Source organism: Zoogloea dura (genome assembly GCF_012927165.1).
GTDB lineage: Bacteria > Pseudomonadota > Gammaproteobacteria > Burkholderiales > Rhodocyclaceae > Zoogloea > Zoogloea dura.
On record NZ_JABBGA010000017.1, the window covers coordinates 29,648 to 47,945 of the forward strand.

13 protein-coding genes are annotated in these 18,298 nt (G+C 67.8%); 7 read left to right on the forward strand and 6 right to left on the reverse strand.

Annotated features, from left to right (window positions below; genetic code table 11):
• Positions 1–7 precede the first annotated feature (7 nt).
• Positions 8–1,303, reverse strand: coding sequence for an extracellular solute-binding protein (locus tag HHL15_RS18030; RefSeq protein ID WP_169147196.1), 1,296 nt, complete (start codon positions 1,301–1,303; stop codon positions 8–10).
• A gap of 147 nt (positions 1,304–1,450) precedes the next feature.
• On the opposite strand from HHL15_RS18030, the gene HHL15_RS18035 reads away from it, so the two are divergent.
• Positions 1,451–1,909, forward strand: a complete 459-nt coding sequence (locus HHL15_RS18035) for a hypothetical protein (RefSeq protein WP_206198844.1) — start codon at positions 1,451–1,453, stop codon at positions 1,907–1,909.
• Between the two features lie 15 nt (positions 1,910–1,924).
• Here the strand turns inward: HHL15_RS18035 and HHL15_RS18040 are convergent, their stop codons facing one another.
• Positions 1,925–3,730, reverse strand: a complete 1,806-nt coding sequence (locus HHL15_RS18040) for a putative bifunctional diguanylate cyclase/phosphodiesterase (protein WP_169147197.1) — start codon at positions 3,728–3,730, stop codon at positions 1,925–1,927.
• The gene (locus tag HHL15_RS18045) at positions 3,727–5,256 is read right to left on the reverse strand and encodes an HD-GYP domain-containing protein (RefSeq protein ID WP_328825063.1); all 1,530 of its coding nucleotides are present in this window, start codon (positions 5,254–5,256) and stop codon (positions 3,727–3,729) included. Before HHL15_RS18045 ends, HHL15_RS18040 begins: the two co-directional genes overlap by 4 nt.
• Before the next feature lie 292 nt (positions 5,257–5,548).
• Between HHL15_RS18045 and rlmM the strand changes: the two genes are divergently transcribed.
• Together rlmM and HHL15_RS18055 are read left to right on the forward strand one after the other, a co-directional pair.
• The gene (gene rlmM, locus HHL15_RS18050) at positions 5,549–6,637 is read left to right on the forward strand and encodes a 23S rRNA (cytidine(2498)-2'-O)-methyltransferase RlmM (protein ID WP_169147199.1); all 1,089 of its coding nucleotides are present in this window, start codon (positions 5,549–5,551) and stop codon (positions 6,635–6,637) included.
• A gap of 83 nt (positions 6,638–6,720) precedes the next feature.
• Positions 6,721–8,226: a DEAD/DEAH box helicase gene (locus tag HHL15_RS18055; protein WP_169147200.1), complete on the forward strand. Its 1,506-nt coding sequence runs from the start codon at positions 6,721–6,723 to the stop codon at positions 8,224–8,226.
• Between the two features lie 86 nt (positions 8,227–8,312).
• Here the strand turns inward: HHL15_RS18055 and HHL15_RS18060 are convergent, their stop codons facing one another.
• The 3 genes from HHL15_RS18060 to HHL15_RS18070 form a co-directional block, all read right to left on the reverse strand.
• The gene (locus HHL15_RS18060; RefSeq protein WP_169147201.1) at positions 8,313–9,590 is read right to left on the reverse strand and encodes an FCSD flavin-binding domain-containing protein; all 1,278 of its coding nucleotides are present in this window, start codon (positions 9,588–9,590) and stop codon (positions 8,313–8,315) included.
• Positions 9,591–9,600: 10 nt separating this feature from the next.
• Entirely contained in the window at positions 9,601–9,918 is a 318-nt protein-coding gene (locus tag HHL15_RS18065; RefSeq protein WP_169147202.1) for a c-type cytochrome, read from the reverse strand.
• A 116-nt stretch (positions 9,919–10,034) separates the two neighbouring features.
• Complete coding sequence (locus HHL15_RS18070) at positions 10,035–11,051, reverse strand: LysR family transcriptional regulator (protein WP_169147203.1); 1,017 nt, start codon at positions 11,049–11,051, stop codon at positions 10,035–10,037.
• Positions 11,052–11,213: 162 nt separating this feature from the next.
• Here HHL15_RS18070 and HHL15_RS18075 point away from each other — a divergent pair, with 162 nt between their 5' ends.
• The 4 genes from HHL15_RS18075 to HHL15_RS18090 all read left to right on the forward strand — a co-directional run bounded on the left by HHL15_RS18075 (position 11,214) and on the right by HHL15_RS18090 (position 18,298).
• Positions 11,214–12,449 carry an efflux RND transporter periplasmic adaptor subunit gene (locus tag HHL15_RS18075; RefSeq protein WP_169147204.1) on the forward strand — a complete coding sequence of 412 codons (1,236 nt, stop codon included), beginning with the start codon at positions 11,214–11,216 and terminating at the stop codon, positions 12,447–12,449.
• 21 nt (positions 12,450–12,470) lie between these two features.
• Positions 12,471–15,662, forward strand: coding sequence for an efflux RND transporter permease subunit (locus HHL15_RS18080; RefSeq protein ID WP_169147205.1), 3,192 nt, complete (start codon positions 12,471–12,473; stop codon positions 15,660–15,662).
• Between the two features lie 4 nt (positions 15,663–15,666).
• On the forward strand, positions 15,667–17,163 hold the full coding sequence (locus tag HHL15_RS18085; protein ID WP_169147206.1) for an efflux transporter outer membrane subunit: 1,497 nt from the start codon (positions 15,667–15,669) through the stop codon (positions 17,161–17,163).
• 112 nt (positions 17,164–17,275) lie between these two features.
• Positions 17,276–18,298: an amino acid ABC transporter substrate-binding protein gene (locus HHL15_RS18090; RefSeq protein ID WP_169147207.1), complete on the forward strand. Its 1,023-nt coding sequence runs from the start codon at positions 17,276–17,278 to the stop codon at positions 18,296–18,298.

Here is an 18,298-nt window from a genome sequence, read left to right on the forward strand (position 1 = left end):
GAAGACGTCAGTCGAGCTGGCGGGAGCGCACGACAGCCGTGTCAAGGGCCAGCTTGGAAGGCTTGCGGTCTTCCCAGACAGACTCCAGCTCTTCTTCGATGATGCGGCGCACAGCCACTTTCTGGGGATAGGTGCTGGCCTTGCTGGCGGCAGTGACCTTCTTGTTGACCAGTTGCTGGACCCCCACGTGGATGTTGGCCAGATCGTCGGCCAGCAGGCGGCTCTCGGAGGCCAGCAGACCAGCGCGGTTTAGGGGCAGGTAGCCGGCGTTGCGCTGCCATTCCACCTGGCTCTCGCCGGTCAGCCAGAAACTGACGAAGCGCGCCGCAGCCTTGTACTCCACCGGTGTCTTGCCTGCCGCGACCCACATGGCGGGACCATCGGCGAGGGTGTTCTGGGGTGCGCCGTAGTACTCCTCATGGTAGGGCAGCGTGGCCACGCCGACATCGAAACCGGCCTGACGGCGCAGTGTAGGCCAGTCGCCTGAAGCGGAGGTCAGCACCGCGCACTCACCCTTGGCAAAGTGCTCGGCCGCTTCGTCACCACGACCGAACAGGTGCAGATAGCGGGCCTTGACCCAGGAGGACAGCATGGCCACGTGCTTGACCTCAAGCATGCCGTTGATCGCCAGGGAGGCCTTCTTGCCCTCGGCGACTACCGGCTCGTTGTGCCAGGCGCTCATGTTCTCCACCAGGATCCAGGCCGGCTGGGTGGTGGTGTAGGGGCAGGTCTGACCTGCGGCGACCAGTTGCCCGAGGGAGGCCTGCAGCGCCTGCCAGGTCTTGGGCGGGGCGTCAGGATTGAGGCCGGCGTCCCGGAAGGCCTGCTTGTTGTAGAACATCACCGGGGTGGACAGCCCCACCGGCAAGGCCAACAGACGACCCGAGCCGTCGATCGGGGTCGGGGTCATCACAGCGGGCGCGCGCAGGGTTTCAAAGCGCTCGCCGGCGTCCTTCATGACCTGGAACAGGGGGCGATAGCGCTGCGGCCCATTCAGGAAACCAGGCAGCTCACGCTCACCGAGGATCATCAGGTGCGGAACACTCCCATCGTTCCAGGCGCGCTCATGGACGACGATGCGGGTGTTGCGATTGGCTTCGTTGAAGCGATCCACCAGTTTCTGCAGCTGGGCGCCCTTGTCGGCCCCCAGGCTGTGCACCAGTTCGATCTCGGTGACTGCTGCGGGCGCCGCAGCGCGGGGCTCTTGAGGTTTGGCGGCCGGCTTCTTGGGCGCGGCAAAGGCAGGAGAGGCAAGCAGGGTAGCCAGGGCGAAGCCCAGGACGGTACGGCTGAAGGTGTTCATGGGGGTCCGGTTCATCGACGGCAAAAACGATCAGTCCTGAATTATAAGTTGAAGGGCTGGACTTGGCTCCCGCCACTTTGCAAGCATCTGTTCAAGTCAGTTCCGCGCGCGCCGTAGACTTCGGCAAAGCAACCGGCCTTCAACGCCATGACACCTGTGTTCATCCGCATCCGACTCATCGCAGCCCTGCTGGCGTGTGCAGCGCTGGCCAGCGCCTGCGATCGCATCGGCATTCCCGACCCGACCAAGATCGCCGCGCAGACCGAAGCGGAGGGCAAAGCCATCGGCAGCGCCTGCCGCCACGCAGGGCGGGCCATCGAGGACTGCTTCACGCTCAACCAGGCGGCCCCGAAAGCAGCCGTCTTCGCGGGCTGGAAGGAAATGAACGACTACATGGTCGAAAACAAGATCGCCGAGGTGACCCCGGTGCTGCCCCCCCCGCCGCCTCCGGCTACGGCGGAGAGCAAGCGCAAGGCCAAGAAGGCCAGCGCGGAAGCCGACAAGGCGGCAGAGAGCGAACACGGCGACGCCGAAGCCACGGCCAAGGAAGACAGCGAGACGCCCGCCGAGCCGGAGCCGCGCAAGCGCCGCAAGATCAGGGAATGACCGGCAGAGCCCGCCTCAGGTGGGTTCGTGCGGCGTGTTGAGCCGGGCTTCCCACCAGGCAATGAACTGGTCCACCGGCATCGGCGGCGCATAGAAGTAACCTTGGGCCCGGTTGCACCCCATGTCCCGGAGCACCGCTTCGGTGGCGGCATCCTCGACGCCTTCGGCCACCACCTCAAGCCCGAACGTATGGGCGATCCTCACCATCAGGGCGACGATGGCCCGGTCGCTGTCACCCAGGGTGATGCGCTCGACAAAGGACTTGTCCAGCTTCAGCTCGTCGAGCGGCAGGCGGCGCAGGTAGTCCATGGACGAATAGCCTGTCCCGAAATCATCAAGGGCCAGGCGCCCGCCCCCTTCCCGTAAGGCCTGCAGATTGCTGACCGACATGCCATCCCGAGACACCAGCCCGCTCTCCGTCAGTTCAAAACACATGCGCGACACGGGGATCCGCCAGGTATCGCAGGTCTGGCGGATGAACAAGGGCAGCTCAGGATCCTTGAGGTCGTCCGCCACCAGGTTGACCGACACCCCCACGTCACAGCCCACGGCATCAAGGGCCGCCAGGTGCTGGGCCGCCTGCTGGACCACCCAGCGGGACAGCTCGGCCATCAGACCGATGCGCTCCAGCACCGCGAGGATGTCCGGCGGCGAGGCATAGGCACCGTCGCGCTGCCAGCGCAGCAAGGCCTCAGCCCCCACCAGGCGACGGGACGGCAGCTCCACCTGGGGCTGCAGGAACAGCTGGAACTGGCGGGACTCGAGGGCCCGCGCCACTTCGGACTCGAAACCGGCATCCCCCATGGCACGGGCCGCCACATCATCGGAAAACAGAGCAAAGGCGCGCCCCTCCGACTTGGCCGCCACCATCGCCGAACGGGCCGCCTGCTCCAGCCCGAGCGGGTCCCGGGCGTGTTCGGGAGCCCAGGCGCCGCCGGCGCAAAAACGCCCGCGCAGGGACGGAAAGTTGTTGCCCCGCGTCACTTCGCAGACATCCACCAGTTTGCTGCCAGCCAGGGCAACCTGGGCCGGGTGCATCAGGTCGGGCAGGATCACCGCCCATTCATCCTCGCCTAGGGTGCACAGCACGTCGCCCGGGCGCAGCTGGGCACGCATTGCATCGGACAGGGCCAGGCGGAGATGGTCGCGCTCGTCGAGAGCCAGCACGTCCACCGAGCGCCCCCACTCCATGCGCAACACCAGCAGCCCCAGGAAGCCGCGCTGCCCGGCCAGTCCGAGAAAATCGGTCAACAGGGTCAGGAAGCGGCGCCGGTTCGGGATGCCGAGCACCGTGTCGCCATCTTCGGCATGCATGCGGAAGGCCTGCTCCTGCACCACCGAGGCTTCCGACAGCAGGCCGCCGAGACACCAGCCGAGACGGACCAGGGCCGCGAGGATGTCAAGCTCCAGGCGATGGACCATGGCCCGATCGGAAAACAGCTGCTCCTGGCAGGCGCTCATCAGGGCCTCGATGGCGACGAAGGGAAACTCCGACACCGCACCGGCCAGATAACAATCGCTCCACAAGGCCACCAGACGCGACGGCCAGGCCGGCGAGAAATCCCAGGCCGTGACCCTGGCGAGCTCCACGCAGAAGGCCCGCAGCGTCGGCGCGATGGCGCTGCCCGCTCCATCGCCACTGAGCTCGAAACGCTCGAGTAGCGCATCGACCAGCGCATCGGCAGGGATGATGCGGCCGAAGGCCCGCACCGCAGCCTGCTCCGCCTGGCCAATGCCATAGCGCACCAGGAGACGGGCCAGGGCGTCCTCGTCCAACTCCGACTGGAAAGGACGCACGAGTTGGGGCGCGGGGAGGTTCATGCCAGGTAAAACTCCGAAGGCTCCACGCCGTGGGAGCCGGGGGGCAATGCCCGGCTGATCGCATAGGGTTCGCCGGTCGCCGTGGCGGGATCGTAGAGCAGGTCGAGACTCGGCGGATAGGCATTCGGCTTCTTGTCCGGGCCAAGCAGGATCATCACCCTCGGCTTGAGGCGGCGGATGCGGTTCTGGGCAATGACGACCCCCACCTCCCCGGTATTCAGCTCGACCAGCGTGCCCACCGGATAGAGACCGATGCACTGGACGAACTGGTCCACCATGCTGTTCGAAAAACGTGTGCCCCGCTGCGCGCGGATCGCATCCAGGGCCACCTGGGCACTGGCCGCGCTGCCGTAGGGACGTGCCCGGGTCATCGCACAATAGACATCGCAGATCCCGGCGATCTCGGCCATGACGCCAAGCTCCTCACCCTTCAGGCGGGCCGGATAGCCCGAACCATCGCAGCGCTCATGGTGGCGGCCGATGATCTCCAGCATCAGGGGCGTGGCCTGCGGGCAGCGGGACACGATATGCAGGGAGAAATCCACGTGGGTCTTGAAGATCTCGTACTCCCGCGGCGACAGGGCGCCCGTCTTGTGCAGCAGGCGCACCGGCAGACGCAGCTTGCCCACGTCCTGGAGAATCCCGGCCATCCCCAGTGCGGTGACCGCGTCCTCGCCCAAGCCCAGGGCACGTCCGAAGATCATCACATGGGCGGCCACGTCGAGGGAGTGGTCGTAGCTGTACTGGTCGGTCTGCTTGAGGCGGAGCAGCCAGAGCAGCGCATCCGGGTTGCGGATCACGCTCAGCACCATCTCGGAAACCACGCTGCGCAGCCGGTCGAGGTCGGGATTGAGGTTGTTCTGCACGTCCCTGGCGACTTCGGCGAGCAGCCCCTGGGCCTTCACCAGCATTGGCAGGGCCGTGACGATCTCCTCCTCCACCGGCACCCGGGGCTCGGCCTGCCGCATGTTTCCGAAGGCGGCCCCCTCCTCATCCTGCCGTTCGTCGCGGGATGCGCCGGCCGCCGATGTGCGGCCGGGCTCATCCTGGTAGATAAGTGGGCGGGAAGCATAGGCAGCCGCCACCTCCCCACTCTCCGAGACACCACCGGCAGGCAGCTTGCGTGATTCCGAGTCGGGATAGACGTGAATCCAGGGCGCGCTGCCGGATCCGGCCTCAGCCCCGGCAGGCATGTTCTCGCCCACCTCGCCGGCAGCCGAGCGGAGGGATTTGAGCAAGGCGAAGAAATCCAGCGGGCGCCGCCGCGCCGCAGGTGCGGTCACCAGTCCGGCCTGCGAGACCGACTCCCTGCGCCTCACCGCAGCGGGAGGCGCCACCGGCTCGGGGCGCCAGGCGTCACCCGCCGAACGGGTGCGATCCACGTGCACGAAGCGACACAACTCGCGCAGCTGCTCGAGCGTCTCCCGGTCTTCGATGATGAACCCCTGCAGCAGGAAAGGCGACTCTAGCCAGGGGCGATCCAGTTCGGTCACGAACATCCCGATCCGCAAGTCCTGCGCCGCCACGATCTCCCTCAAAACACCCTCCGTACCTGCATCTGGATTGCGGCACCAACCGCCATTTCATCGGCCTATTACGGCAAGGCGCCCGCCAACTGGAGCCCACATCATTCAATTTGACTGCAGCGGCACCAGGCATCGAACCTGCAGCCACGGCCCACCGCCCGCCACCGCTGCGGGCCTGGATCGATCGGGTATCATTCAGGCCCGTTCAGGCCCGGCGTGAGCAGCGCAGGGCCGGAAAACCCGGCCAGCCACGGCCCCACGAACTCATTGTACTCCCCTCGCCTTCGCCCCCATGCAGCCTGCCCAGACGCCCTGCCCCTCCACCGGCATCCTTGTCCAGTGCCGCCCCGGCTTCGAAGCCGACGCACTCCTCGAGCTGGAGGCCGCGGCCAGGGCGGCCCGGCTCATCGGCAAGGGTGAGGCGGTGGGCACACCCGGCGCCACCCTGTTCCGCCTGGACAGTCCCCAACCCCACGACGAGCTGCGCCGTCGCCTGGATGTCTCCCACCTGGTGTTCAGCCGGCAGGCCTTCCAGCTGATCGGCCGCGTCGAGGGCTTCGCAGGGCGCGACCGCCTGGGGCCGCTGCTCAAGGCCCTTGAGGCCCTCGGCGAGCGCTTCTCGGCGATCCTCCCGGAAACCCCCGACACCAACGACGGCAAGGAGCAGGCCGGCTTTCTGCGGCGCTTCGTGCCGCTGCTGGAAGCCGCCCTGGCCGAAACCGGCCAGCTGCGCCCGGACTCGCCCCACCTGCCGCGCCTGCACGTGTTCCTGCCTGGCGGCGATGTCGCCCTGCTCGGCCTGAGCGTGGCCAGCGAGGGCTCGGCGTGGCCGATGGGCATTCCCCGCCTGCGCATGCCCAAGGACGCCCCCAGCCGCTCCACCCTGAAGCTGGCCGAAGCCATCCAGACCCTGCTCACCCCGGAAGAACAGCACTCCACCCTGCGCTCCGGCCTGCAGGCCGTGGATCTGGGCGCCTCGCCGGGCGGCTGGACCTGGCAGCTGGTCAGCCGCGGCCTGCGCGTCACCGCCATCGACAACGGCCCCATGGCGCCGTCGGTGGTCGCCACCGGCCTGATCGAACACCTGCGCGTCGACGGCTTCACCTGGAAGCCCCGCAAGCCAGTCGAGTGGATGGTCTGCGACATGGTCGAGCAGCCTTCGCGGATCGCCCCGCTGATGGCCGAATGGGTCGCCGGCGGGCGCTGCCGGCGCAGCATCTTCAACCTCAAGCTGCCCATGAAGCGGCGCCACGATGAAGTGGAACGCTGCCGCGCCCTGATCGACCAGCGCATGCGCGCAGCCGGCCTCAAATACATATTGCGAATCAAGCACCTCTACCACGACCGTGAAGAAGTGACCTGCTATCTGACGCGGCGTTGATGCCGCGCCGATGTATAATGCTGGACTACTTGAATGGTGCAGTGCACTAAACCAGTCCACGCACCCCCATCGTGACCACATCCATGTCGTTTTCCGAACTCGGACTCATCCCCGAAATCCTGAAGGCCGTCACTGACGCCGGCTATACCGAACCCACGCCCATCCAGCGCCAGGCGATACCCGTCGTGCTCGCCGGCCACGACGTGATGGGCGGCGCCCAGACCGGCACCGGCAAGACCGCGGGCTTCACCCTGCCCCTGCTCAACCGCCTCGCCCGCCACGCCAGCAGCTCGACCAGCCCGGCCCGCCACCCGGTCCGCGCCCTGATCCTCGCGCCGACCCGCGAGCTGGCCATGCAGGTGTTCGAGTCGGTCAAGATGTACTCCAAGCACCTGCCCCTGCGCAGCACCTGCATCTACGGCGGCGTCGACATGAACCCGCAGATCCAGGAGCTGCGTCGCGGCATCGAGATCGTGGTGGCCACCCCCGGCCGCCTGCTCGACCACGTGCAGCAAAAGACCATCGCCCTAGGCCAGGTCGAGTTCCTGATCCTCGACGAAGCCGACCGCATGCTCGACATGGGCTTCATCCCGGACATCCGGCGCATCCTCGCCCTGCTGCCGGCCAACCGCCAGAGCCTGCTGTTCTCCGCCACCTTCTCGGACGAGATCAAGAAACTCGCCGACCAGATGCTGAAGAACCCGCAGCTGATCGAAGTGGCCCGCCGCAACATGGTCAGCGAGACCATCACCCACATCGTTCATCCGGTCTCCAGCGGCCTGAAGCGCAACCTGCTGGCCCACATCGTGCGTCACGAGGACGAGGCCAACCAGGTGCTGGTCTTCGTGGACACCAAGTTCGCCTGCAGCCGCCTGGCTCACTTCCTCGAGCGTCATGGCATCTCCGCCGACTCCATCCACGGCGACAAGACGCAGCAGGCGCGTACCGAGACCCTGGAGAACTTCAAGTCCGGCAAGGTCCGCGTGCTGGTGGCCACCGACGTGGCTGCCCGTGGTCTGGACATCGAAGATCTACCCTCGGTGATCAATTTCGAACTGCCCCACACCGCTGAAGACTACGTGCACCGCATCGGCCGCACCGGCCGTGCCGGCAAGTCGGGCAAGGCAGTCTCCCTGGTCAGCTCCGAGGAGCGTCACCGCCTGGCCGACATCCAGAAGCTCATCAAGCTCGAGATCCGCCAGGAGATCGTCCCCGGCTACGATCCGGAGCCGGACTTCTTCGATGGTGAAGGTGGCCGCCGCCGCCGCAGCGGCCCGAGCTCCCGCCCCGCCGAAGCACCGCTGCCGGCTGCCGACCGCGAGCGCCGCAGCAAGCGTCCGGAACGTGGCGACCGGCCGGAGCGCGGCGAGCGTTCCGAGCGGCATGAGCGGCCCGAGCGCAGCAACCGGCCGGGTCGCCAGCCCTCGCACATCGCGGCGGACGGCTTCGACTTCAGCAAGCCCTACGAGCAGAAGAACGTGCCCGCCCCGCTCAACCCCGACGGCAGCACCAGTGACGAGGCGCGTCCGCCCCAGAAGGGCCAGCGACCCATCGCCTTCCTGCTCGGAGGCCTGGGCCGCAAGCACTGAGCAGTTCCACGTGCGCGATGTAAAAAGGCCACCCTCGGGTGGCCTTTTTCGTTCCGGCGCCTTCTTCCCGGAATAGCGCCGGACGCTCAGGTCAGCATGTCGGCCCAGATGTTCTTTGCCCACGACAAGGCATAGGCACCTTCCAGCTCATTGGCCGCCGCCGATACGCCACCGGCCCCCGGCACCGGCATCACCACCTTTTTCTCTGCATCGTACTGATGCACCGAGGCCACGTGGATCACGTTCTTCGAGTCCACGAAGCTGTAGCAGGTGTTCATCACCACCGGGTTCGGAGCAGGTGCCTGTCCGGCCAACAGGTTGAGGATGGCCGCAGCCGCCACCTTGGCGTGCTGGTTGGCCATATGGCCGGACTTGGGCATGGTCGGCGCCGGGAAGATGGCGTCGCCAATGACATGGACTCCCGGCGTGCTGACCGACTCGAAACTCAGCCAGTCGATGTCAACCCAGCGGTCGTTGATCAGCTTGAGGCCGGCCCGGGCGGCAATGTCCCCCGCCCGGTGGGGCGGCACCACGTTGAGCACATCGGCGCGCACGGTATCGAAATCCAGCCTGGCCGTGCGGCTGCCGGCATCCACCTCGCGCAACTCGCTGCCCGGCCGGTATTCGAGGATGCCCTTGTATTGCTCGAAAGCCTTGGTAAACAAGGCCTTCTTGGAAACGATCTCGTCGTTGGCGTCGAGCACCAGGACCTTGGACTTCGGCTTGGTCTTCTTCAGGTAATCGGCCACCAGGCAGGCCCGCTCATAAGGCCCCGGCGGGCAGCGGTAAGGTGCTTTCGGGATGGTCAGGGCGTACACACCGCCGTCCCTCATGTCCTCGAGCTGCTTGCGGAGGGCCACGGTCTGGGCACCGGCCTTCCAGGCGTGGAGGATCGCCCGCTGCGCCGCCTCGCTCTCCAGGCCCGGCACCTGGTCAAATTGGAAATCCACGCCCGGCGACAGCACCAGGCGGTCATAGCGCAGGGTGCCCCCCGAGGCCAGGCGCAGCGTGCGGCCCGCCGGATCGATGGCCAGGGCCTCGTCCTGCAACACCGTCACCCCCCAGGTGTTGCGCAGGCCGTCGTAGCCCAGGGTGATATCGGCGAGGGTCTTGTCCCCGCTGATCACCAGATTGGAGATCGGGCAGGAGATGAAGCGGGGATTGCGCTCCACCAGGGTAACGGCAACCCCCCTGTCACTCCACATGCGCAGGTACTTGGCCACCGTGGCGCCACCAAAGCCGCCTCCCACCACCACCACGTGGCCACCCGGGCGGGTACCCAGGGCGCAGCCGGAAAGGCCCGGCAGAGTCGCCGCGCCGCCGGCCATCAGTGAACGTTTCAGGAAATCGCGTCGATTCGTCATGCATCGCCCCTTATTTGCGAGCGGCAAAGTAGGCCGCGATCAGTTCGAGTTGAGCCTCGGTATACCCCTTCGAGATCTGATGCATGATGGTCGCAGGCCTGGCGCCGGACCGGAAATCCCGGAGTTTCTGCATCAACACCGCGCTGTCGGCCCCCGCCAGCGGCTCGACGGCCGAGCCAGGCACCGTACGGCCTCCAGTCCCGTGACAACCGGCGCAAGTAGCGGCCAGATTGCGGGCGAGATTGGGATCGGGCTTGTCCTGGGCACTCGCAGTGCCCGCACCGGCGAGCAGAGCCAGGGCCAGCGGGGTCCATCGAAGCAGCTTCATCGTTTCGTCTCCTGTGTTCAGCCCGCCGCGCAGGCCATGGAATGCGCTTTGCGCGCTGTTGTGCCATGGATCCTGCAACGCGGCAAGCGGCCATCGACGTCAGCTTCAATCGGCACTCAGGTCACTCCTGCCGCACCGCTCTCCTGCTCCAGCATCTCCCGCACCGTGTAGGACACCGGGCGCCCGGGGTAGCGGCATTCTCCAGCGGTGAAGCCCTCGCCGTCGCTGCCGTTGAGCAGCGGGCACTGGGCAAAGAGTTCGGCCACCCAGTCGGCAAAGGCCCGCACTTTGGGCGACAGGTGACGGTTCTGCGGATAGAGCACCGACATCGGCAGTGCGGCCGGCTTCCAGCGCGGAAGCACCTCCCGCAGCTCGCCGTTGTCCAGGTGGGGCAGCGCCATGAAGCGCGGCGCCTGGAGCAGGCCGAAGCCCTGCAGACCGCAGGCCATGTAGGCATCCGCATCATTCACCGCCACCCGCCCCTGCACACGCACCGGCGTACTGACGCCGTTCACCACGAAATCCCAGTCGATCACCCGCCCGGTGCGGCTGGAGAAGTAATGCACGGCCTGATGCTCGGCCAGGTCTTCGAGGGTCTGCGGTTCGCCGTGACGCTCCAGGTACTCCCGGGAACCGCAGGTGACGAAGCTGAGGCTGCCGATCCGCCGGGCCACCAGGGTCGAATCCTCCAGACCACCGGCCCGGATCACACAGTCCACCGCCTCCTGGACCAGGTCCACCGGCCGGTCGCCCATGCCGATCACCAGCTCCACGTCCGGGTAGCGGTTATGGAACTCGCACAGGCGGGGAATCAGGATGCGCCGCCCGATGGGGCCCGAAACATCCACCCGCAGCCGTCCCTGGGGCCGCCGCGCCGCGTCCTGGAAGGAGGCTTCGATCTCCTCCAGCTCGTGAATGATGCGGGTGCAGCGCTCGTAGTACGCCGCACCATCCGGCGTCAGGCTGACGCTGCGGGTGGTGCGGTTGAGCAGGCGCACCTTGAGCAGGTTTTCGAGGGCCTGGATGGTGGTGGTCACCGTCGCCCGGGGCAGGCCCAGGTTGTCCGCTGCACGGGTAAAGCTGTTGGCGTCCACCACGCCCATGAACACCCGCATTGCCTGAAATCGGTCCATCCGCCACTCCTCTGCTCGCCGGCCTCCCATCGATGCCGTACTGAATTATTAGTCAACTCCGAACAGTGAAGTCAACTTTTGTGTATTTATCCCACCACAACCAACAACCAAAATGCAGCCATTCCCCATTCGACCCTCGCTTTCACGAACAGAGAGGACAGCATGCATACCCCCGACTTCACGCCCACGACCAAATCCCCCCCCCGCTCGCACCGGCGCACCCTGATCGCCGCCGCGCTGGCGGGCTTCGTCATCACCGGCTCCGGCATCGCCGCCTACACCGCCCGGGCCGAAGCGCCGGCCGCCGCGGCTGCCCCTGAGGCCGCCCAGGTGGACACGGCCCAGGTCATCCACCGCAGCGTCACCGAATGGCAGGACTTCTCCGGCCGGCTCGAGGCCGTGGACCGGGTCGAGATCCGACCGCAGGTGTCGGGCATCCTCACCGAGGTGCACTTCAAGGATGGCAGCGCAGTACGCAAGGGTGACGTGCTGTTCACCATAGATCCCCGCCCCTTCGCTGCCGAGGTCGCCCGTGCCGAGGCCCAGCTCGCCGCGGCTGAATCCCGTACCGCCTACACCGCCTCGGACCTGGCCCGGGCCGAGCGCCTGATCGCCGACAACGCCGTGTCGCGGCGCGATTTCGAGGAAAAGCAGAATGCCGCCCGGGATGCAGCCGCCGGCGTGCAGGCTGCCCGCGCCGCCCTGCGCGTGGCCCGCCTCAACCTCGAATACACCACCATCAAGGCCCCCATCGCCGGGCGCATGTCGCGGGCGGAAGTCACCGTGGGCAACCTCGTCAATGCCAACAGCGGCCCGGCCCTGACCACCCTCGTCTCAGCCGACCGCATCTATGCCGCCTTCGACGTGGATGAGCAGACCTTCCTCAAGTCGGTCAATCCGGCGCGCACGGCGCGGGGCACCACCCTGCCGGTGCATCTCGGCCTGGCCGACCAGGATGGCCACCCCTTCGAGGGACACATCCACTCGGTGGACAACCGGCTCGATACCCATTCGGGGACGATCCGCGTCCGGGCCGTCTTTGAGAACCCCGACGGCCGCCTCGTGCCCGGTCTCTACGCGCGGGTCCGTCTGGGCGGCGGCACACCCCGTGAAGCAGTGCTGATCGACGACCGTGCCATCGGCATCGACCAGGACAAGCGCTTCGTGCTGGTGGTCACCCCGGACAACCGCAGCGCCTACCGGGAGGTGCACCTGGGCAGCCTGCAGGATGGCCTGCGGGTGGTCGAGAAGGGGCTCGCGCCGGGCGAGCGCATCGTCGTGAACGGCCTGCAGCGGGTCCGCCCGGGCGACCCGGTGAGCCCCCGCCCGGTGGCCATGGAAGGCAGCGCGCCGGTAGCCGCCGTAGCCCTGCCCCGCGCCGACAAGACGCAGATCTGAGCCCCGGCCGGAACGCACACCATGAATATCTCGAAGTTCTTCATCGACCGCCCCATCTTTGCCGGGGTGCTGTCGGTCCTCATCCTGCTGGCCGGCCTGTTGTCGGTGTTCAAGCTGCCCATTGCCGAGTATCCCGAGGTGGTGCCGCCCTCCGTGGTGGTGCGCGCCCAGTTTCCCGGCGCCAACCCCAAGGTGATTGCCGAGACCGTCGCCGCGCCGCTGGAAGAAAGCATCAACGGCGTGGAAAACATGCTGTACATGCAATCCCAGGCCAACAGCGACGGCAACCTGACCCTCACCGTGCATTTCCAGCTGGGGGTCGATCCCGACAAGGCCCAGCAACTGGTGCAGAACCGGGTCTCCCAGGCCCTGCCGCGCCTGCCCGAGGACGTCCAGCGGCTGGGCGTGACCACCGCCAAGAGCACGCCCACCATCACCATGGTGGTGCACCTCACCTCGCCGGACGACCGCTATGACATGACCTACCTGCGCAACTACGCGGTCCTCAACGTCAAGGACCGCCTGGCGCGCATCCAGGGCGTGGGCGAAGTGGGGCTGTTCGGCTCCGGCAACTACGCCATGCGGGTGTGGCTGGACCCGGGCAAGGTCGCCGAGCGCGGCCTCACCGCCAGTGACGTGGTGCAGGCCATCCGCGAGCAGAACGTGCAGGTGGCCGCCGGTGTCATCGGCGCGCCCCCCAACGACAGCCACACGCCCCTGCAGCTCAGCGTGAATGCCCAGGGCCGCCTCAAGGACGAGGCCGAGTTCGCCCGCATCATCCTCAAGACCGCCCCTGACGGCGGCGTCACCCGCCTGGGCGACGTGGCCCGCATCGAGCTGGCGGCAGCCGAGTACGGCCTGCGCGCCCTGCTCGACAACAAGCCGGCGGTGGCCATCCCGATCTTCCAGACGCCGGGCGCCAACGCCCTCGACATCTCCGCCCAGGTGCGCGAGACCATGGCCGAGCTGGCCAGGGATTTTCCGCCCTCGGTGCAGTACAGCATCGTCTACGACCCCACCCAGTTCGTGCGGGCCAGCATCAAGGCGGTGATCACCACCCTGCTCGAAGCCATCGCCCTGGTGGTGCTGGTGGTGATCGTCTTCCTGCAGACCTGGCGCGCGTCGATCATCCCGCTGCTGGCGGTGCCGGTGTCCATCATCGGCACCTTCTCGCTGATGCTCGGCTTTGGCTACTCCATCAACGCCCTGTCCCTGTTCGGCATGGTGCTGGCCATCGGCATCGTGGTGGACGACGCGATCGTGGTGGTGGAGAACGTGGAGCGCAACATCGAGGCCGGCCTGACGCCCCGGGAGGCCACCTACCGGGCCATGCGCGAGGTGTCCGGGCCTATCATCGCCATCGCCCTGACCCTGGTCGCGGTGTTCGTGCCCCTCGCCTTCATGACCGGCCTCACCGGCCAGTTCTACAAGCAGTTCGCCATGACCATCGCCATCTCGACGGTGATCTCGGCCTTCAACTCGCTGACCCTGTCGCCGGCCCTGGCCGCCCTTCTGCTCAAGGGCCACGACACGCCCCCCGACTGGCTCACGGTACAGATGCAGCGCTGGTTCGGCGGCTTCTTCGCAGGCTTCAACCGCTTCTTCAAGCGCAGCAGCGAGCGCTATGGCCAAGGCGTCACCGGGGTCATCCAGCGCAAGGCCTCGGCGATGGGCGTATATGCCGTGCTGCTCGGGCTGACCGTGGGCATCTCCTGGCTGGTGCCGGGCGGCTTCGTGCCCGCCCAGGACAAGCAATACCTGGTGAGCTTCACCCAGCTGCCGGCCGGCGCCTCCCTCGACCGCACCGAGGAGGTGGTGCGCCGCATGGGCGAGATCGCCCTCAAGCAGCCCGGCGTGGAAAACGCCGTGGCCTTCCCCGGGCTGTCGATCAATGGCTTCACCAACAGCTCCAGCGCCGGCATCGTCTTCGTGACCCTCAAGCCCTTTGCCGAACGCAAGTCGGCGGAGCTGTCGGCGGGCGCCATCGCCGGGGCCCTCAACCAGCAGTACGCGGCCATCCAGGAAGCCTTCATCGCGGTCTTCCCGCCCCCGCCGGTGATGGGCCTGGGCACCGTGGGCGGCTTCAAGATGCAGATCGAGGACCGGGGCAGCCTGGGCTACGCCGAGCTGGACAGCGCCGCCAAGGCCTTCATGGCCGCCGCCGCCAAGGCACCGGAGCTGGGCCCGATGTTCTCCAGTTACCAGATCAACGTGCCCCAGCTGGACGTGGACCTGGACCGCACCAAGGCCAAGCAGCAGGGCGTGGCGGTCACCGACGTGTTCGACACCCTGCAGATCTACCTGGGCTCGCTCTACGTGAATGACTTCAACCGCTTCGGCCGGGTGTACCAGGTGCGTGCCCAGGCGGATGCCGGCTTCCGTGCCCAACCGGAAGACATCGGCCGCCTCAAGACCCGCAACGCCAACGGCGAAATGGTGCCCCTCTCGTCCCTGCTGCGGGTCACACCGACCTACGGGCCCGAGATGGTGGTGCGCTACAACGGCTTCACCGCCGCCGACATCAACGGCGGGCCGGCCCCCGGCTTCTCCTCGGCCCAGGCCGAGGCCGCTGCCGAGCGCATCGCCGCCGAGACCCTGCCGCGTGGCGTCAAGTTCGAATGGACCGACCTCACCTACCAGAAGATCCTGGCCGGCAATGCCGGTGTGTGGGTCTTCCCGATCAGCGTGCTGCTGGTCTTCCTGGTGCTGGCGGCCCAGTACGAGAGCCTGACCCTGCCCCTGGCGGTGATCCTGATCGTGCCGATGAGCATCCTGGCGGCCCTCACCGGCGTATGGCTCACCGGCGGCGACAACAACATCTTCACCCAGATCGGCCTGATGGTGCTGGTGGGGCTGGCCTGCAAGAACGCCATCCTGATCGTCGAGTTCGCCCGCGAGCTGGAGATGCAGGGCCACAGCCCCGTGCGTGCCGCCATCGACGCCAGCCGCCTGCGCCTGCGCCCCATCCTGATGACCTCCATCGCCTTCATCATGGGGGTGGTGCCGCTCGTCACCTCGACCGGGGCCGGCGCCGAGATGCGCCACGCCATGGGCATCGCGGTGTTCTTCGGAATGATCGGGGTGACGCTGTTCGGGCTCTTCCTCACCCCGGTGTTCTACGTGCTGCTGCGCACCCTCGACAAACGCCATCCCCTGCACTCGGCGGCGCCCCACGAGGCTCCGCTGGTGGCGGCCCCCGCCGGCCAGGAGTAAGACCATGCAAAACCAACTCCTCTTTCCCCTCCCCCGCCGCGCCATCGGCCTGCTCGCCAGCCTGCTGCTCCTGGCCGGCTGCTCGGTGGCCCCGACCTACCAGAAGCCGTCCGTCGCCACCCCGGCGGCCTTCAAGGAGGCCCCCGCCACCGATGCGGCCTGGAAGCCCGCCGAGCCCGCCGACCAGCTGCCCCGCGGCGACTGGTGGTCGGTGTTCCACGATCCGCAGCTCGACCGCCTCGAGCGGGACGCGGTGGAGGCCAACCCGAACCTGGTAGCCGCCGCCGCCCGCCTCGGCCAGGCCCGGGCCCTCGAACAGTCGGCCCATGCGGCCCGCCTGCCACAGGTCGGCGTCGGCTTCGGCCCGACCCGCCAGCGGCCCTCGCCGGCTTCCCAGGGCCTCGCCGCAGACGCCGACACCCGCAGCACCACCCTGTGGCGTGGCCAGGCCACGGTGGCCTACGAGGTGGACCTGTTCGGCCGCCTGTCCGGCACCGAGGACGCCGCCCGCCTCGACACGGAGCGCAACGAAGCCTTGTTCGGCGCCACCCTGCTGGCCCTCCAGGCCGACGTGGCCCAGGCCTACTTCCTGATCCGTGAGCTGGACGCTGCCCAGGCGCTGTATGTGGACACGGTCAAGCTCCGCAGCGACACCCTGCGCCTGCTGCAGCGCCGCTTCGACGAAGGCGACATCGACGAGCTCGACCTGGCCCGGGCCCGCAGCGAACTGGCCGCGGCCCGCTCGGAATCCCTCGGTCTGGCACGCCAGCGGGCCGTGGCCGAACACGCCCTGGCGATCCTGCTGGGCAAGCCGCCGGCCGAGTTCAGCCTGCCTGCCCAACCCCTGGCGCGGATGGCCATCCCGGTGCCGGCCGGCCTGCCCTCGGCCCTGCTCGAGCGCCGCCCCGACATAGCCGCCGCCGAACGGGCCATGGCCGCGGCCAATGCCCGCATCGGCGTCGCCCAGGCGGCCTGGTTCCCGCGCCTGGCGCTCACCGGCGCCCTCGGCTACGAGGCCGGTGGTCTCGGTGATCTATTCAAGTACGCCAGCCGCAGCTTCGTGCTGGGCCCCCTGGTGGGCACCGCCCTGAGCCTGCCCGTGTTCGACGGCGGAGCCCGTCAGGCGGGCCTGGACCAAGCCCGTGCGGCTTACGCGGAGGACAGCGCGCGCTACCGCCAGACGGTGCTCCAGGCCTTCCGCGAAGTGGAGGACAACCTGGCCGGCCTGCGCCTGCTGGGTGAGCAGCACGGCGAGCAGGACCAGGCCGTGGCCGCCGCCGAACGGGCTGCCCGGCTGGCCCGCCTGCAGTACCGGGAAGGCGCGGTCAGCTACCTCAACGTACTGGATGCGGAGCGCAGCGTGCTGCAGCAGCAACGCACGGCCGTCAGCCTCGACGGCGAGCGGGCCCGCGCCACGGTGAACCTGATCCGCGCCCTCGGTGGCGGCTGGACGGCAGCCGCGCCGCAGGCCGCCATCAACGGGCCCGCGCGCGGTGGCTGATGTGAGCAGCTCGGTTGACCACCAAGGCGGGCCGAATCGCCTGCTGCTTTGCATCAAGGGGGTGAAGACCGATAAGCTACGGGGCTGACGGTCTTCAGCCCTGCCCATCATCATGCCCCCAGCCTTCCGCCTGCTGGCCGCCGCCGCGGCCCTCGCCCTCGCCCCCCTGCCAGCCTTCGCCGGCAAGACCCTCGACGCCATCAAGTCCCGCGGCCAGCTCGCCTGCGGCGTCAGCACGGGGGTGATCGGCTTCTCTGCAGCCGACAGCCAGGGCCAGTGGAAGGGCCTGGACGTGGACGTCTGCAAGGCCATCGCCGCCGCCGTGCTGGGCGATCCGAACAAGGTGCGCTGGGTGCCCCTCAGCTCCCAGCAGCGCTTCACCGCGCTGCAGTCCGGCGAGGTGGACATCCTGTCCCGCAACACCACCTGGAGCCTGACCCGGGATGCCGGCCAGGGCCTGCACTTCGCCGGTGTCACCTACTACGACGGCCAGGGCTTCCTGGTCGCAAAGAAGACCAAGGTGAGCAGCGCGAAGCAACTCAGGAATGCCGAGGTGTGCGTACAGTCGGGCACCACCACCGAAAAGAACCTGGCCGACTTCGCCCGCGCCCAGGGCATCAAGATCAAGCCGGTGGTCTTCGACAAGTTCGAAGCCTCCCTCAAGGCCTTCTTCAGCGGCCGCTGCCAGGCCTACACCACCGACGCCTCGGCCCTGGCCTTCATCCGCGCCAAGGAAGCCCCCAACCCGGACGATTACCAGGTACTGCCCGAACTGATCTCAAAGGAGCCCCTCGGCCCGGCCGTACGGCGCGGCGACGACGAGTGGTTCGCCATCGTCAAATGGACCGTCAATGCGCTGATCGAGGCCGAAGAGCTGGGCATCACCCAGGCCCGGGTGGACAGCCTCAAGTCGTCCGCCGACCCGTCGGTACAACGCTTCCTCGGGGTAGGCGAAGATCTCGGCAAGAACCTCGGCCTGGACCGCAACTGGGCCGCCCGGGCGGTCAAGGCGGTGGGCAACTATGGCGAGATCTTCAACCGCAACCTGGGGGCCGAGTCACCCCTCAAGCTGCCCCGCGGCCTCAACGCCCAGTGGAACAAGGGCGGCATCCTGTACGCCCTGCCCCTGCGCTGA

Bases quoted from the DNA above. Each gene is read 5' to 3' on its own strand.
- HHL15_RS18030 (WP_169147196.1), bottom strand. From the start codon at position 1,303: ATGAACACCTTCAGCCGTACCGTCCTGGGCTTCGCCCTGGCTACCCTG.
- HHL15_RS18035 (WP_206198844.1), top strand. From the start codon at position 1,451: ATGACACCTGTGTTCATCCGCATCCGACTCATCGCAGCCCTGCTGGCG.
- HHL15_RS18040 (WP_169147197.1), bottom strand. From the start codon at position 3,730: ATGAACCTCCCCGCGCCCCAACTCGTGCGTCCTTTCCAGTCGGAGTTG.
- rlmM (WP_169147199.1), top strand. From the start codon at position 5,549: ATGCAGCCTGCCCAGACGCCCTGCCCCTCCACCGGCATCCTTGTCCAG.
- HHL15_RS18055 (WP_169147200.1), top strand. From the start codon at position 6,721: ATGTCGTTTTCCGAACTCGGACTCATCCCCGAAATCCTGAAGGCCGTC.
- HHL15_RS18060 (WP_169147201.1), bottom strand. From the start codon at position 9,590: ATGACGAATCGACGCGATTTCCTGAAACGTTCACTGATGGCCGGCGGC.
- HHL15_RS18065 (WP_169147202.1), bottom strand. From the start codon at position 9,918: ATGAAGCTGCTTCGATGGACCCCGCTGGCCCTGGCTCTGCTCGCCGGT.
- HHL15_RS18070 (WP_169147203.1), bottom strand. From the start codon at position 11,051: ATGGACCGATTTCAGGCAATGCGGGTGTTCATGGGCGTGGTGGACGCC.
- HHL15_RS18075 (WP_169147204.1), top strand. From the start codon at position 11,214: ATGCATACCCCCGACTTCACGCCCACGACCAAATCCCCCCCCCGCTCG.
- HHL15_RS18080 (WP_169147205.1), top strand. From the start codon at position 12,471: ATGAATATCTCGAAGTTCTTCATCGACCGCCCCATCTTTGCCGGGGTG.
- HHL15_RS18085 (WP_169147206.1), top strand. From the start codon at position 15,667: ATGCAAAACCAACTCCTCTTTCCCCTCCCCCGCCGCGCCATCGGCCTG.
- HHL15_RS18090 (WP_169147207.1), top strand. From the start codon at position 17,276: ATGCCCCCAGCCTTCCGCCTGCTGGCCGCCGCCGCGGCCCTCGCCCTC.